The organism is Acidipila rosea (genome assembly GCF_004339725.1).
Taxonomy (GTDB): Bacteria; Acidobacteriota; Terriglobia; order Terriglobales; family Acidobacteriaceae; genus Acidipila; species Acidipila rosea.
This window is the reverse complement of record NZ_SMGK01000002.1, coordinates 227,239-241,989: the sequence shown is the minus strand read 5'-3', so window position 1 is coordinate 241,989 and position 14,751 is coordinate 227,239. Positions and strand designations below refer to the sequence as shown.

Below are 14,751 nucleotides of genomic sequence, written 5' to 3'. Positions count from 1 at the left end.
GGTCTGCCGGCCTATCTTCCACAGGTCTTCACGTGAGACCCGACGGTTATCGTTGCTGCAGAATAGTCGCCGCACTTGATACTGCTGGCGGGGAGCGTGTCCATGATGGTCAGGCGTTCCGGCGGAGTATTCTTTCCGCGGCTCAGTTCGCCATCGAAGACGGTGACAGGTGCGGGAGTCCACGTCTGGCCGGCCTGGATGACACCATCAATGGAGGGCCACATATCCCCGTCATCCCGTATCTCCACCAGCACATTGGTGGAGGCGAAGTTGTTTTTGGTGAAGACGATGTGTGGATTCTGGTATCCGCCAAACGCCAGAGCTGCGTTGTAGTTGGAGCCTGCTGCAACTTGTACAGCAGGGCCTGTCGCGGTGAAGGTGTTGCCGGTGATGGCGCCGGTTACGCCTCGGGTCATGTTAGTGAAGCTCAGGGCGCGCGCCTGGCAGTGGGTCGAGTCAACCGTGATGATATTGCCGGAGATAATAAGTCCCGTGATGGGCTTGCCGCTGCTGGGCTGAGGATTATCCGCATTCGTGACGTACTGCTTTACGCGTATGCCGTCTGCGCCGTCCAGTTCACAGCCGCGATATTCCGAGTTGTTCGCTTCCTCATGGACGGTGACGGTGTTGTTCTGCAACGTGTCATTTGAGTTCTCGATGTCGAATCCGCGGCCCCGGCCATCTACGTGGTTGTTGTAGACATTCTGCCCGGCAGCCATGATGATGACGCCGTAGTCATTGGAGTAGCTGCTGGTGAGATGAATGACGTTGTCGTGAATGACGGAGTTGGGATTGGAGTCAACGATGCCGCCTTGCGGGGAGCCATTGATCTTGTTGTTGTAGATCTGATTGGGAACAGCCTTACCGGTCAGAGGGTTGTCAGCGAGCCGAATAGCATAGCCCTGCAGTTGGGAACGCGCCGAGAGGGCCTTCTGGTCTGCATGCTGGATATTCGTTACGCGATCATTGATCGTATTCCCGTAAATCGACCACCCGCCGCCTGCATAAGTGCCCTGGATAGCCGTGGAGCCGGCAGAGGCGATGGTGATCTCCAGATCGTGAATGGCTCCCCCGCGTATACCGCTGGCCTGGCCAATCCAGATCGCCGATGAAAAGGGCGCGGCGTTGGCCGCCTGAATGATCTTTCCGCCATAGATGACGGCGGCGGCGTGTCGTCCGCCTCCTGTGCAGCCCGGACCGCCACGAAACCACTGATCGCAGAGGGTGATGGCCCCGCTTGACTTTGCCGATCCATAGCGGATGGTGTGCCCGTTCAGATTCAGCGTGATCTTATCTGCGTTCAGCGCAAAGCCTTCCGGAGTAGTGCAGGTCACGTCCTTCGTCAGATAGTAGGTTCCGCTTCGGGAGATGTCACGGCATGTTGCGAGCGCGATGCCAGCTGGGGGAGCAGTGGCAGAGGCGCGCACTGCGGTTGCATGAAGAAAGGGAAGGCAAAGCGCTGCGAACAGGATTGGCAATCTCTTGGGCATCCATGCCACCTCGGGCATAACCATTATCACAGGCTGCGCCAGATCGCTTCCGTGAGAAGCGGGTTTCGCACCTCTTTGCGGAATGGTTCATCTAATTCTGTATGGATAAGGAATTAGCCCTTTCGGTGCTCGACCTGGTGGGGATGCGGACGGGCGAAACGGCCGGCAGCGCGATCGCCCGCTCTGTCGATCTGGCTCAGCATGTGGAGCAGTGGGGATACCGCCGCTTCTGGCTCGCGGAACACCATTCAATTGCAGGTCTGGCGTGCTCGGCCACCTCGGTGTTGATAGGGCACGTTGCCGCGGCCACTCGGACGATTCGTGTAGGCAGCGGTGGCGTCATGCTGCCGAACCACGCCCCGCTGGTGGTGGCCGAACAGTTTGGCACGCTGGAGGCACTGTATCCAGGTCGCATCGATCTGGGACTGGGACGTGCGCCTGGTGGCGACTTCCAAACCATGCGCGCCCTGCGAAGAGACTCGCGGCAGAGTGGCGATGACTTTCCCGCGCTGCTCGCGGAGTTGCAGAGTTATCTGGGGCCGGAAAAGCCGGGACAGGTGGTGAAAGCAATCCCCGGGCAGGGGAGCCATGTGCCGATTACCCTGCTCGGCTCCAGCGGATTCAGCGCTCACCTTGCAGGCAAACTGGGGCTGCCGTTTGCCTTCGCCGCGCATTTCGCGCCGGAGTATCTGTATGCAGCGGCGCAGATCTATAGGGAGCAGTTCCGGCCTGGGGCGGTGCTTCAGAAACCGTATCTGATGATAGCCGTGCAGGTCATCGCCGCAGAGACGGATGCCGCGGCGCGGAGGCTGTTTACCACGCCGCAGCAGCGATTTCTCCAACTCATCCGTAATCAGCCTGTTGAGTTGCTGCCCCCCGTCGATTCCATGGATTCGCTCTGGCAGGACTGGGAGCGCGATGCGGTTCAGAACAAGCTGGGAGCGGCGATTATCGGCTCGGATGCGACGGTCAGGCAAAGGCTGGAACGGCTGGTGGAGGATACCGGCGCCAACGAGATTATCGCGGTTACGGACACCTATGAGCATGCAGACAGGCTTGCATCGTATCAGCGGCTGGCAGGTATTGCTGCGGCTGCACCAGCGTTAGCCGGCAGTAGCGTTGTCAGCCCTTAGTGCCGGGCCGGGAGGGGCAATCTCGGCTCGCACATCTTCGTAAAAGAACTGGGTGACAACCATCAGGGAATGGGAGATGGAAGCCACGCTCGGTGCATGCGGCGCGGCCTGGGTGACTGCTTCCTCTGCGAGCAGGACTGGCGACACTTCTTCAAGGACCGGCAGAGCCGCTTGCGGGGGCGTTTCAAGATAGCTGGCCAGATGTTCCAGGATGATTCCTGCCTCCTGCTCGACATGCTCGAGCTGCGGCGGCAGGGCGAGGTTGGGGGTGCGCATTCGCTGCTGATTGAGCGCGACCTTAAGAATAAACAGGCTCCGCAGCTCTGGCTGCCAGGTGCGTACCCGGCGCCTGTTGACGAGATCTCTTGTACGGCTCTCTCCAAACTCAAAGAGAACGGCGTCGGAGAGGGAGCGCACTGCATTGAAATTGCTGCTGATCTCATCGCGCAGCGCGTGGCTTGCTTCCGGATCGTAACCGGCGGCACGTCTGGGGAAGTGAGCGATCAGGCGCATGTTCTTTATGAACAGCTTCATCATTTCTTCCCCGGCGGGGGTGGACCAGAGCTGGTCAAAAATAAGCCACATGGCAATCAGGCCGAGCAGGTTTCCGATGACGCGATCGCGAGCCACTACGAGAGATGTGTTGACGGTGAAGCTGCCCAGGTTGACGAGATCGTAGGCGAGGGCAATCTGAAAGCCTGCGTAAGAGAGGCGCGGGCTCGAGGTCGCAACCCATGCGGCAGCCCACGTGACCACGGCAAAGAGCACGGCGAACTGGACCACGGAGTCCATGTGGGGCAGCAGGAATATCTGCGAACCGAAGCCGAAGATGCAGCCACCGATCAGTGCTCCGGAGATACGCAGTACCTGCCGCTGACGTGAGGTGCCTACGTTAGAAAAAGCAGTGAGCACACAAGTGGGCAGGGCGACGCTGAGCCCGGGCCAGCCAACACCTGTGTAAGCGATGTAGCAGAAGGCCGCAGCCAGAACACCGCGCAAAGCGAACTTCATGTGTTCAGGGTTAGAGAAGGCGTCCGCTTCAAAGATGCGGTTCCTGCCTGCTCCGGGTGCGGGGAGCGGCGTCGACGGGTTTTGTATGCCGGCGAAGGCCTGGGAGATGAGCGAAATGACGCGCTCCAGCTCTGGAAGCAGTGGGAGGGTGGGTGAAGGCGCTCCGTGCTCCGTGAGTTCCAGCAGTTCGGGTGTCTCCTGTCGCGCAAACCTGGCCCGCATGGCATCGATCTGCGCGATGAGGCGACGGACGCGCTCGAGGTCCTCTCCGCCGGGACGGAAGCGCGACTCCTTAACTGCGACAGTGAGGTCAATCAGGCGTCCGGAGAGAGAGATGACTGCGCCCAGCTGTGTGCTGAAGATTCGGGGGTAATTGCCGCTCGCCAGCATCTGCCGGAGCTGGCCGGTTCCGATCATCGCGTACTGAGCTAGTTTTCGCTCAGTCCTTCGGTCGGCCTGCTGCTCCTCAACCAGGCACTGCAGCGTCGTGGCGACAACGCGCAATCGCTCGGTGATGCCCTGGAATACGTAGTCTCCCCCGCGCATGCTGTGAAAGAGATATTCGATGGCAACCGTCACAGCGCAGCCGATCGCGATTGCCCAGAAGGTGAAGAGCGTAGCTTCGACATTTCTGTTTGGAGTCAGCAGGCGGTCCCAGGTGGCGATGCCGATGGTGACCACAAAGCCGAAGGCATTGGCGCCGCTGTAGATCCTGACGACGTGAATGACAAAGAAGGCGATGAAGAGACTGCCTATCACGAAGAGGAAGTGAGTAAAGGGCGAGTCGAGAAAGAGCATCGCGCCCATGAGCACTTCCGCAGTTCCAAGGGCGCATGCGACTATCGTGATGATCGAAGCGCGCAGAGCCGCCTGCGGGTTATCCCTGGGAATGAGCAGCGTGTAATAGGCGCTTAGGGCTGCTGCCGGAATGCGAAAGGTCATGATGAGCACGGCCACAATGACCGCCGAGAGGACCATGCGCGTCACCACTCCCGCCCGGCCGGGATAAGGAGCGAGCTCGCTCTCGAGCAGCTTCCAGAACCATCCGGGCTGCTCAGAACGCATTGCGGGCGCGCTCTGCGAGAGCGTCGCCATCCCTATTTGCCGTCCTGTGTATGAGGGCCGTTCATCACTACGATCGCGGTCTCGCCGATCCGAAGCAGCTCTGTAGAAGGATGCAGGATGCGAACGCGCACCGGATATCGTGATGCAAGATGAACCCAGTTGAGCGTGCGCTGGGCGGTGGGCAGTCCCGGCGTGAGCGAGCCGACCACTTCAGGATCGGGCGAGACGCCGTATCCTACGCTGTCGACGATGCCGTCGAACGGGACATCAGGCTTCTGCATGAGATAAACAGTTGCGTGCATGCCGGGGCGAACGTGCTGCAGTTGCGTCTCACGGAAGTTTGCGATGGCCCACCAGACGCGGGTGTCGATGAGCGTGAAGAGCTGCTGGCCTACATGAGCATAAGCGCCTTCTGAGATGGTCAGATTCGTCACCCGGGCATCGAAGGGCGCATAGACACGGCAGTTATCCAGGTCATACTGCGCTTTTTTCACGGCTGCCTCACGTGCGCCGCGCTGCGCGACCAGGGGATCGAGAATGCTGATGTTGTTCGTCGACTGCTGCACCTGCGCGGTGCTTTGCGAAATATTCGCATTCGCCTGCTGCTGCGCAGCGATGGCTGATTCAAGATGCGCCTGGGCCAGAGTCAGCCGGGCCTGAGCCTGACGAACTGCTTCCGCCTTGGCTGCAACGCCGGACTCAGCTTCATCCACCTGATCTACCGTGACGAACTGCTTGGCCAGCAGTGGCTTGATGCGTTGCAGGTTGTTGTTCGCATAGTCGTACTCGGCCTGCGATTGCTTGATGACGGCTTCGGCATGGCTCACGTCCGCCTTAGCCTCATTGATGGCCGCAGCGGCTCGCCGTGCGTTTGCCTCGGCGCTGACGGCGCCCGCCTGCGCGGCCAGGACGCCGCTTCGCTGGCCGGCAATCTTCAGAGCCTCATCTCGAATGGCTCCTTCCAACTGCGCCTGTTCTGCCTGGGCATGCTCCAGTGCGTATTGATAAGGCCTGTCGTCGATCTCATAGAGAAGTTCACCCTGCTTCACAAACTCGTTGTCGTGGACGTTGACCTTGACAACCGGCCCCTCCACCAGCGGTGCAATGCCAATGAAGTTTGCGAACACCTCAGCATCGTCAGTGCGGGGGAAGCTCGTAGTGCGGATGACGACAGCCAGCGCGGAAAGACTGGCAGCGAGCACAATGGCTGCGCTGATGATCCAGCCTCGGCGGGAGAGATGACGTTCTCGACGATCCTCGTCAACCATGATGATTCCTCAGTAGAAAAAAAGCAGCCAGATCGTACATGCAAAAAAGCATGCGAGGCAGGAGTAAATGAGCGGGAGCGGCCCGAGCTCGCGTTCCAGGTTGTAGCGGCGCAGGAGCAGTCGGCTAACCACTGTCAGCAGGATGGCCGCCACAATACAGATGATCCAGGATGGAAAGTAAGACCCGAGAATGCTGAAAGTCGGGGAGTGGGCACATCCGGTCAGCGCCGCTAAAGGCATGACCAGCAGTGAGAGCGCATAAGGGTTGCTAGTTCTTGCTCGTACTTGTTTCATGGTCCAGGCTTTCGTCCACTCTGTCGCAACAGGTCTCCTGTTCTGAAGGCAAGCTCGGCTACGCGGGTGAGTACCTGCGCACGCGCGGTCACATCTGCGGAGCGCGCCTGCGCCAGAGTCTTCTGCGCGGAAAGGACGTCCAGCAAATTACGTACGCCGTATTTGTACGATTCAATGGCCGCGTTGAACGATTCGTTCGAGGCCTGCAGCAGGGAAGTAGCGGCGGCGCGCTGGCGGAACGCAGTCTCCGCATCGGAGTAAGCTGTCCAGACCTGGTCGGCAATCTGATCGCGAGTCTCGTTCAGCTCCGCCTGTGCGCTTTTTTGTTCAGCCTTGGCGCGCGCCAGTTCCTTTACTCGCTTTCCCCCGTCAAAGATTGTCCAATTCAGGTTGAGTCGTGCATCGTACACCTGCGCGCCGGCATAGGACGAAGGAAACGGCGGCTGCTGTCCCCAGGCGCGAAGGAAGCTGTCTGACCCGTCGAAGCTGAGTGATGGATAGAACGCCGAACGCGCGTGACGTACCGCAGCATTGGCAGAGCGCACCTGCGCGACGCGCTGCAGCAGGTCGGGCCGGCCTGCCAACGCGCGCTCGATGGCTTCTTCAGCGGTGTCGTCCACCTTTTCCGGCACGGCGATATCATCGAGGCTCTGCACTTTGAAGGGCGCGACCGGGCTGGCCGTGAGAGCGGTCGCGAGGTCGCCAAACGCCACGTCCTGCGCGCCGATGGCCGTCTGCAGATCGTACTCTGCCTGTGCGCTGCCGCTGCGGGCTTCCAACACGTCGGGCAAAGTAGCAAGCCCGAGCTTCAATCTAGCCTCCGCAGCCTGTTGCACTCCCTGGGCATTCTGCAGGTTGGCTTCCGCCGCAGCACGCTGGCCCTGAGCCTTTTCCAGACGATAGTAGGCCTGAGTAATTCGATAGATGATGGCCAGATGGGTGTCGTTGAAGGCGTAATCGGCCGCGAGCAGATTGGCTTTCGCGGTATCGATCGAGCTTTGGCGTGCTCCAAAGTCGAGCAGCGTATAGGTGAGCTTGAGCGTCGCCTGATAGAGCCCGAGATCCTGAAGAACGAAGCCCTGGTTGATCAAGACCCCGTTTCGTGACCTTTCCGCGACGACCAGCCCCTCAAGGGTGGGATACATGTCACTGCGGGCTATTCCTACTTCCGCGGCGCGTCGCTTGGCAGCAGCCCAGGCGAAGCGGGTTTGCGGGTTATGCTCCTCCGCCAGGTCGATCAACTCGCCCAGCGAATATGTTTTGCTGGGATCGGTAACGATCTCTGAGGAGGGATTGCGAGCGATATCCTTTGCAAGGTGCTGCCCGGAGCTATCCCAGGGACGATCCGGGGTGGCTGGAGCCTTCTGCGCAGAGCACGTCACGGCAACTGTACAGAGGAGTCCAAGGATACCTTTTAACCATATTCCTCCCCTTACTCTTTGCGGAATCACTGACACAAGCGGTCGACCTCTGCTCCTTGCTAATTCCTGATGGTATGCCCTGACGCCGTCGCGGGTTGCGACAAAGACGCTTGAGGCTATGCTTATTTTTTCACACTCTGGTTACAGCATCGAAAGGAAGCATTCTCCAGCGTGCTCTGTCCGGACGGCCAAACGAGCAAATCGTCGCGATAGCCGCTGGGAACAGGTTGGTGGCGTGGGCTGCGCTGCTTCTTCTACGCCTGTAAAGATTTTCTTTACGGAAGAGACAGGCTGGGTTAGGGTTTGGGGATGATAGCTCAAAGCGCAGGCCCCAGGCTGGTCCGGCGAACGACCTTCGGGACGATTCTCTCGCGTATTGCACGAAGTATCCGCATCATGGGCGCGCTGGCAGTGGCCCTGGGGGGATGCTGTCTGAGTCTGGCGCAGTCACCCACCATCCCCAACTGGCCTGCGCCCCGAGAGGGTGATTACATCGCGAAGGACTTCCACTTCGAAGATGGTTCGGTCATGCCGGAGCTTCGCCTCCACTACTACGTGCTGGGAAAGCCGCATAGGGACAGCAGCGGCAAGGTAGATAACGCCGTGCTGATCATGCACGGGACGGGTGGCGCCGGAACCCAGTTCCTAGTGCCGAAATTTGCTGGAGTCTTATTCAAGCCGGGTGGACTGCTGGACGCCGCGAAGTATTACATCATCCTGCCGGATGACATTGGGCATGGCAAGTCCTCGAAGCCGAGCGACGGGATGCATGCACGCTTTCCCAAGTACACCTATGACGATATGGTTCTGGGCGAGTATCTCCTCGTAACCAAGGGGCTCGACGTCAACCATCTGCGGCTGGTGACTGGGACTTCGATGGGCTGCATGCATACGTGGATGTGGGGCGAGGATTATCCTGGTTTTTCCGATGCGCTTATGCCTCTTGCGTGTCTGCCGATACAGATCGCCGGACGAAATCGCATGACTCGCAAGATGGCCATGGATGCGATCACCGACGATCCCGGATACATGCATGGTGAATACAAGACCCAGCCCCTGGGCCTGAAGACCTCCATCGACATGCTGCTCATCATGGGGTCAGCGCCCGTCTATCTGCAGAAGACCTATCCAACCCGGGAAGCGGCGGATGCTTACCTTGAATCGACAGTGGCAGCGTACTTTCCACGACTCGACGCCAATGATTTTCTGTATCAATTCAACTCGTCGCGCAATTATGATCCGTCAGCCAATCTTGAAAAGATTACCGTTCCAGTTATGGCGATCAACTCCGCGGATGATTTCATCAATCCGCCCGAGCTGGACATTATGCCGAAGATGATCAAGCGGGTGCCCAAGGGCAGGTATGTACTGCTGCCAATTACGGATCAGACGCGGGGTCACGGGACGCATACACTGCCTGCGATCTGGTCCGCTTATCTGGCTGAGCTTCTTCAAGAATCGCAGCATTAACCCGATCGAGGCACTCTCCATGATCCGATTTGCCTTCCTGCTGTTGTTCTCCTGGGCAGCTATCGCGCAGCCGACCGCTCCCGTAACGGGCACCGTGCACACTCCCGACGTAGATCTTGCCTATGAGGTGTATGGTGCTGCCGGTTCGGCAACTCCGGTGATAGCTGTCAATGGCGGTCCTGGCCTGTCGCACAAATACATGCTGCAGAACGATGTCTGGACGAGGCTCTCTCGGACTCGACAGATTGTTTTCTACGATCAGCGGGGAACAGGGAAGTCGCAGCACATGAAGTCCGACGCATCGCAGGGAATGGACGCGCAGGTAGCGGACCTTGATGCGGTGAGATCGCACCTCGGATTCGATAAGGTCGACCTGGTCGGCGACTCATACGGAGGACTGCTCTCCATGGCCTACGTAGTCGCTCACCCTGAACATGTTCGCAGGCTGGTGCTGAGCGACTCCGCGCCTCCGGCATGGAAGGAGATCGTGCACCTGTTGCCCGATGTGTTTCCAGATATCGAAGAGCAGGACGCAGCGATTCAGAAGAAGCTCGGGGATACTGACGCGGCAGCCCAGGCGCAATTGCTCAACCACTTCCGTATGATCTTTTACAGCGAAGATCGTCTGCACGCCTATCTGGCGGGCATAGGCGATCTGGGATACACGCCAAAAATCGGTGCAGCTGTCTCGAAGGCCACAGCCGACATAGACCTCACATCTGACCTTCCAAAATTCAATCTCCCAACGCTTGTGATCACAGGACGCTATGACATGAATGTCGCGCCGTTGACTGCGTGGAGGATGTACAAGGCAATTCCAGGAGCGCAGCTGGTCATCTTCTCAATGAGCGGCCATCTGCCTTCTTACGAAGAGCCGGACAAGTACGTAAAGGTTGTGAACAGCTTCCTTGCCGCTCCTTAAAAATTCCAAAGCGCAGATTGAAAGCAGGGAGGAACCTTCAAGCATGGCCGCCAGATACAAGAAGTGGATGTCTTCAATTCTTTTGGTTAGTTTTGCCTTTTGGGGTTTGGGGCTGCGCGCGCAGCAGGCCACAAAGCCTGATGCTATGAAACCTGAACGGCACTTGTTTGTGATTAAAGACTTCCATACGGAACACGGAGCCGTGCTTCCGGAGGCGCGTATTGTGTTTGGCACGTACGGCCATCTGAACGCGGCGCGCGATAATGCAATTCTCCTTCCCTCGCACTACATGGCCAACCTGCACGGCTATGAGTGGCTGATAGGACCCGGTCATGCCCTTGATCCATCCCGGTATTTTCTGATTACAACTGAACTGTTCGGCAATGGAAGGTCATCTTCGCCGAGCAATACGCCAGAACCATTCCACGGGCCGCGGTTTCCGATCATGACGATTCGGGATAATGTGCAGGCTGTCCATCAGCTTCTTGTCGACGACTTGAAGATTACCCATCTGAGAGCAGTGATTGGCTTTTCGATGGGATCGCAACAGGCATTCCAGTGGGCTGTGAGCTACCCGGATTTTGCCGATCGCATCGTGGCCACATCGGGCACGGCCAAAACCTATCCGCACGGCGTCGTTAGGCTGGAGGGACAAATCGCGGCACTGACAGCGGATGCTGCTTTCAAAGACGGGGACTACACTCAGGAGCCGAAGAGAGGAATCGAGGCTTTTTCTGTCGTGTGGACAGGATGGCTCTTCTCGCAGGAGTGGTGGCGGCGCGAGCTATGGAAGACCTATGAACCGCCGGGCACCACTTTTGAGCAGGTACTGACACACTTCCGCACAGACTTTATTCCCGGCGCCGATGCGAATGATCTGATTTTGCAGATGCGTACATGGGAACAGAACGACGTAGGTGCAACACCTGGTTTTGGCGGTAACGTGGAGCGCGCACTGCGGTCGATCAAAGTACCTGTGCTCTATATGCCATCGGCAACGGACTTGTACTTCCCCCTTGAGGATGCAAAATATGAGGCTCAATTTATTCCGCAGGTATCATTGGTGCCCATCCCTTCGCTGTGGGGGCATACGGCAGGCGCGGGGAGCAACCCGGCGGATGAAAAGTTTCTGAACGAGAAGATCGGGCAATTTATCAACGGCGGCCAGTGATTTGAAGCGCATTGCGATGGAAAGAAGATTGATGAAGAAGCGTTCTGCTATTGGTATTTCTGGGTTTTTCCTTTTAGCCCTTTCCGGGATTGGGCTGCTGTCATGCGGAAAGCAGCGCGCCACCTTCGATGTGCGAGAGGCGACCATCGCTTCGACGCAGGCAGCGATTCGCGCGCGCCAGGTCACCTGCCATGAGCTTGTCGAGGCCTATCTCGCACGTATCAAGGCCTATGATCAGTCAACGAAGTTGAACTCAATCGTGACATTGAACCCTGAAGCTTTGGCCGACGCGGACAAGCTTGACTCTGAGTACCGACATACGCACACACTGCGTCCACTGCAGGGCATCGTCGTGATTGTGAAGGATAACTACGATACAAAAGGGCTGCAGACTACCGGAGGATCCCTGGCGATGAAGGGCTTCCTCCCTGACGATGACGCCTTCATGGTCAAACGGCTACGCGATGCAGGCGCGATTATCCTAGCCAAGTCCAACATGGCCGAGTGGGCCTTCAGCCCTTATGTCACAGAGAGTTCCATTGCCGGGATCACTCGCAATGCGTATGCGCTCGATCGTGTACCTGCAGGTTCCAGCGGAGGTACCGCAGCTGCAGTTGCCGCCAGCCTGGGTGAAGTGGGCTTGGGAACCGACACAGGAAACTCCATACGCGGCCCTTCGTCGCATAACGATCTGGTGGGTATTCGCCCCACGATCGGGCTCACGAGCAGAGCAGGCATCATCCCGCTCTTCAGTGGAAACGATGTCGGCGGCCCGATGGCGAGAACAGTTGCCGATGCTGCAGCGGTGTTGAGCGTGGTTGCCGGATACGATCCGCAGGATCCTATTACGGCGCTCTCTGAAGGAAAGGCACAGAAGGACTACACGAAGTTTCTGGATAAGAATGGCCTCAAGGGGGCGCGGATTGCGGTTTTCAGGCGATACATCGATACACCTACTGCCGATCCTGAAATAAAAGCGCTCACAGAAAAAGCTATTGCCGATTTGAAAGCGCAAGGCGCTGAAATCGTAGATCCGTTCAGTCTTCCGGACTATGACAAGTTGACGAAAGGTTTGTGGTGCGGTGATTTCCAGTCGGATCTTAATACCTATCTTGCGCAGCATGGACGGAATGCCACCTATCACACGCTCGCTGAAATCGTAGCCTCGGGCCTCTACTTGCCCTATATTCAGGACGAGATTGAAGGAGCAGTGAAGCCTCCGAAAAGCGCGGATGATCGGCGCGCCCCGTGTCCCGACGTCTATCATGATCCGCCAAAGATCGCATTTCGCGATGCGCTGCTCAAAGCCATGCAGGAGCAGCATATTGATGCGATCGTGTATCCGACATGGAGTAATCCACCGCGAAAGGTCGGGGACATGAAGAGCCCGGCAGGAGATAACAGCCAGGTTCTTTCGCCGCAGACCGGCTTCCCGGCTATCACCGTGCCTATGGGTTTCACTCACGGCACGCTGCCGGCAGGGCTCACCTTTCTAGGAAAGCAGTTCAGTGAGCCTATGCTCATCAAGTTCGCGTACGCATATGAGCAGGCGACGGGGCACCACAAACCCCCGGACGGCTTCGGTCCCGTTATGTAAACAGGCGCACTGAAGGTACACACAGCTGCAGCCAGCAAAACATCACGATCCAATAGAGGGTACATGGAGAATTCGCGCAGGAAGTTTCTAACCAACACATCCCTTGGCGTCCTGGCCGCCATGACAGGCTGCCACAAGGACACTGCAAAGACAGACAACGCATTGCCTGCCACCTCAGCTACTGCCCCTCCTGGTGCACCTTCAGCATTTGCCACCTCTCCTGCTGCAGGGCCTGAGGTTTCCGCCGCTACGTTTGCAGAGGCGGAGAAGCTGGTGCGAGTGGAGCTGACTGAAGCCGAGCGGGCAGAGGCTGCTGGCAGCTGGCGTGTGGCGATGGCCCCGCTCTATGAGCGACGGACAGGGCCCAGAAAAGTGGCGTTGGAGGAAACGCTCGCCCCTGCTTCCCGGTGGGATCCGCGGTTGCCGGGCCAGAAAGAGATCGACCTGCAGCAACGCTTCATGCGTAGCGCTCTTGCTGCAGTGCCGTTACCTGCGAAGGACGAGGACATTGCCTTTGCACCGGTAACGCAGCTCTCGCAGTGGATCGAGAAGCGGCAGCTCACTTCGGACAGGCTTACCCGCATCTACCTTGATCGGTTGGGGCGCTACAACTCCAAACTGCGGTGTGTCATCACGCTCACACGTGATCTGGCGCTCGCCCAGGCGAAGCAGGCGGATGCCGAGATTGCAGCGGGAAAATACCGCGGCCCACTGCATGGAATCCCCTGGGGAGCCAAGGACCTGCTCGATACTGCCGGTATCGCTACGACCTACGGAGCGGAGCCCTTCAGAAATCGCATTCCATCTGCGAACGCGGTGGTAGTGCAACGACTGCACGACGCAGGCGCCGTGCTGGTTGCCAAGCTCAGTATGGGCGCTCTGGCGCTGAACGACGTGTGGTTTGGCGGGCAGACGATGAACCCCTGGCTGCTCGAGGAGGGTTCCTCCGGCTCAAGCGCCGGACCAGGAGCGGCCACGGCTGCAGGGCTGGTAGGCTTTGCGATTGGCAGTGAAACCGGGGGCAGCATCGTAAGCCCGAGCATGCGCTGCGGTGTTGCCGGTCTGCGTCCCACCTACGGCCGCGTTGCGCGAACGGGCGCAATGACACTCTGCTGGTCACTCGACAAGCTGGGGCCGATGACGCGCGGGGTGGAGGATACGATGCTGGTTTTGAATGCAATCTCGGGGCCTGATACCGGAGATGTAGACAGCATTCCCAGCAAGCTCGACTATGACGCAAAGACGCCAGTGGAAGGGCTTCGCGTTGGCTATTTTCCAGCATGGATGCGCGAAGCGACAGACGTGGATCGCGCTGCACTCGAAGCTGTAAAGAAGATCGGTATGGTTCCTGTTGAGGTCTCCATTCCTGATTGGCCCTATGATGCTTTGAACATGATTCTTTTTTCAGAGGCGGCGGCGGCCTTTGAGGAGCTCACGCTCAGCGGTGGTGTGGACGAGTTGAAGATGCAGGTGCCGGATGCGTGGCCCAATATCTTCAGGCAGGCCAGGTTCCTTTCGGCAGTTGACTTCGTGCAGGCAGACCGGTTTCGGCGGAAAGTTGCGGTAGAGATGGCGCGGGTGCTTTCACAGGTCGATCTGCTGCTGGTGCCGTCACTTCGAGACGAAATGCTCACGATCACTAACTTCACCGGCCACCCATCTCTGACTCTCAGAGCAGGCTTTGTTGAAGTATCTGAAGCTCGCAGTGACTGGGCTCCCGACCCGCACCATCCGTTGCCGAAATTCAATCCTCCACGGCGTGTTCCGCATGGGGTCACGCTGATTGGAAGACTCTTTGACGAGGGTACGCTTGGGCGTGCGGGCCTCGCTATGGAACGCTCCTTCGCTGTAGACTCACAACGCCCGCCCGGATTTTAGCCTGGGCGCACGCAGCCTGCGCCGGGGCAGA

General features: G+C 58.5%; 11 protein-coding genes. 6 read left to right on the top strand and 5 right to left on the bottom strand.

The annotated features are described in order from the left end of the window. Nucleotides 1-11: 11 nt before the first annotated feature. Nucleotides 12-1,490 (bottom strand): hypothetical protein, encoded by a 1,479-nt coding sequence (locus C7378_RS06095; protein WP_131993434.1) that lies wholly within the window; start codon nucleotides 1,488-1,490, stop codon nucleotides 12-14. A 101-nt stretch (nucleotides 1,491-1,591) separates the two neighbouring features. Between C7378_RS06095 and C7378_RS06090 the strand changes: the two genes are divergently transcribed. After that, the gene (locus tag C7378_RS06090) at nucleotides 1,592-2,623 is read left to right on the top strand and encodes an LLM class flavin-dependent oxidoreductase (protein WP_131993431.1); all 1,032 of its coding nucleotides are present in this window, start codon (nucleotides 1,592-1,594) and stop codon (nucleotides 2,621-2,623) included. On the opposite strand, the gene C7378_RS06085 is transcribed toward C7378_RS06090, so the two are convergent. The 4 genes from C7378_RS06085 to C7378_RS06070 are packed head-to-tail and all read right to left on the bottom strand — an operon-like array spanning nucleotide 2,594 to nucleotide 7,643. Further along, nucleotides 2,594-4,729, bottom strand: a complete 2,136-nt coding sequence (locus C7378_RS06085; protein WP_131993428.1) for an FUSC family protein — start codon at nucleotides 4,727-4,729, stop codon at nucleotides 2,594-2,596. The two genes, C7378_RS06090 and C7378_RS06085, sit on opposite strands and share 30 nt — an antisense overlap. Nucleotides 4,730-4,731: 2 nt before the next feature. Next, nucleotides 4,732-5,967 carry an HlyD family efflux transporter periplasmic adaptor subunit gene (locus C7378_RS06080; RefSeq protein ID WP_131993425.1) on the bottom strand — a complete coding sequence of 412 codons (1,236 nt, stop codon included), beginning with the start codon at nucleotides 5,965-5,967 and terminating at the stop codon, nucleotides 4,732-4,734. A gap of 9 nt (nucleotides 5,968-5,976) precedes the next feature. Further along, a complete protein-coding gene (locus C7378_RS06075; protein ID WP_131993422.1) occupies nucleotides 5,977-6,261 on the bottom strand; it encodes a YtcA family lipoprotein in 285 nt (94 codons plus the stop codon). Next, entirely contained in the window at nucleotides 6,258-7,643 is a 1,386-nt protein-coding gene (locus C7378_RS06070; RefSeq protein WP_131993419.1) for a TolC family protein, read from the bottom strand. Before C7378_RS06070 ends, C7378_RS06075 begins: the two co-directional genes overlap by 4 nt. 348 nt (nucleotides 7,644-7,991) lie before the next feature. Here C7378_RS06070 and C7378_RS06065 point away from each other — a divergent pair, with 348 nt between their 5' ends. The 5 genes from C7378_RS06065 (at nucleotide 7,992) to C7378_RS06045 (ending at nucleotide 14,720) form a co-directional block, all read left to right on the top strand. Next, the gene (locus C7378_RS06065; protein WP_243648103.1) at nucleotides 7,992-9,152 is read left to right on the top strand and encodes an alpha/beta hydrolase family protein; all 1,161 of its coding nucleotides are present in this window, start codon (nucleotides 7,992-7,994) and stop codon (nucleotides 9,150-9,152) included. 19 nt (nucleotides 9,153-9,171) lie between these two features. Further along, nucleotides 9,172-10,074, top strand: a complete 903-nt coding sequence (locus C7378_RS06060; protein WP_131993416.1) for an alpha/beta fold hydrolase — start codon at nucleotides 9,172-9,174, stop codon at nucleotides 10,072-10,074. 43 nt (nucleotides 10,075-10,117) lie between these two features. Continuing rightward, the gene (locus C7378_RS06055; RefSeq protein ID WP_243648102.1) at nucleotides 10,118-11,245 is read left to right on the top strand and encodes an alpha/beta fold hydrolase; all 1,128 of its coding nucleotides are present in this window, start codon (nucleotides 10,118-10,120) and stop codon (nucleotides 11,243-11,245) included. Nucleotides 11,246-11,276: 31 nt separating this feature from the next. Next, nucleotides 11,277-12,842 carry an amidase gene (locus C7378_RS06050; protein ID WP_243648101.1) on the top strand — a complete coding sequence of 522 codons (1,566 nt, stop codon included), beginning with the start codon at nucleotides 11,277-11,279 and terminating at the stop codon, nucleotides 12,840-12,842. A gap of 63 nt (nucleotides 12,843-12,905) precedes the next feature. Beyond that, nucleotides 12,906-14,720 carry an amidase gene (locus C7378_RS06045; RefSeq protein ID WP_131993410.1) on the top strand — a complete coding sequence of 605 codons (1,815 nt, stop codon included), beginning with the start codon at nucleotides 12,906-12,908 and terminating at the stop codon, nucleotides 14,718-14,720. The last annotated feature ends 31 nt before the right edge of the window (nucleotides 14,721-14,751 follow it).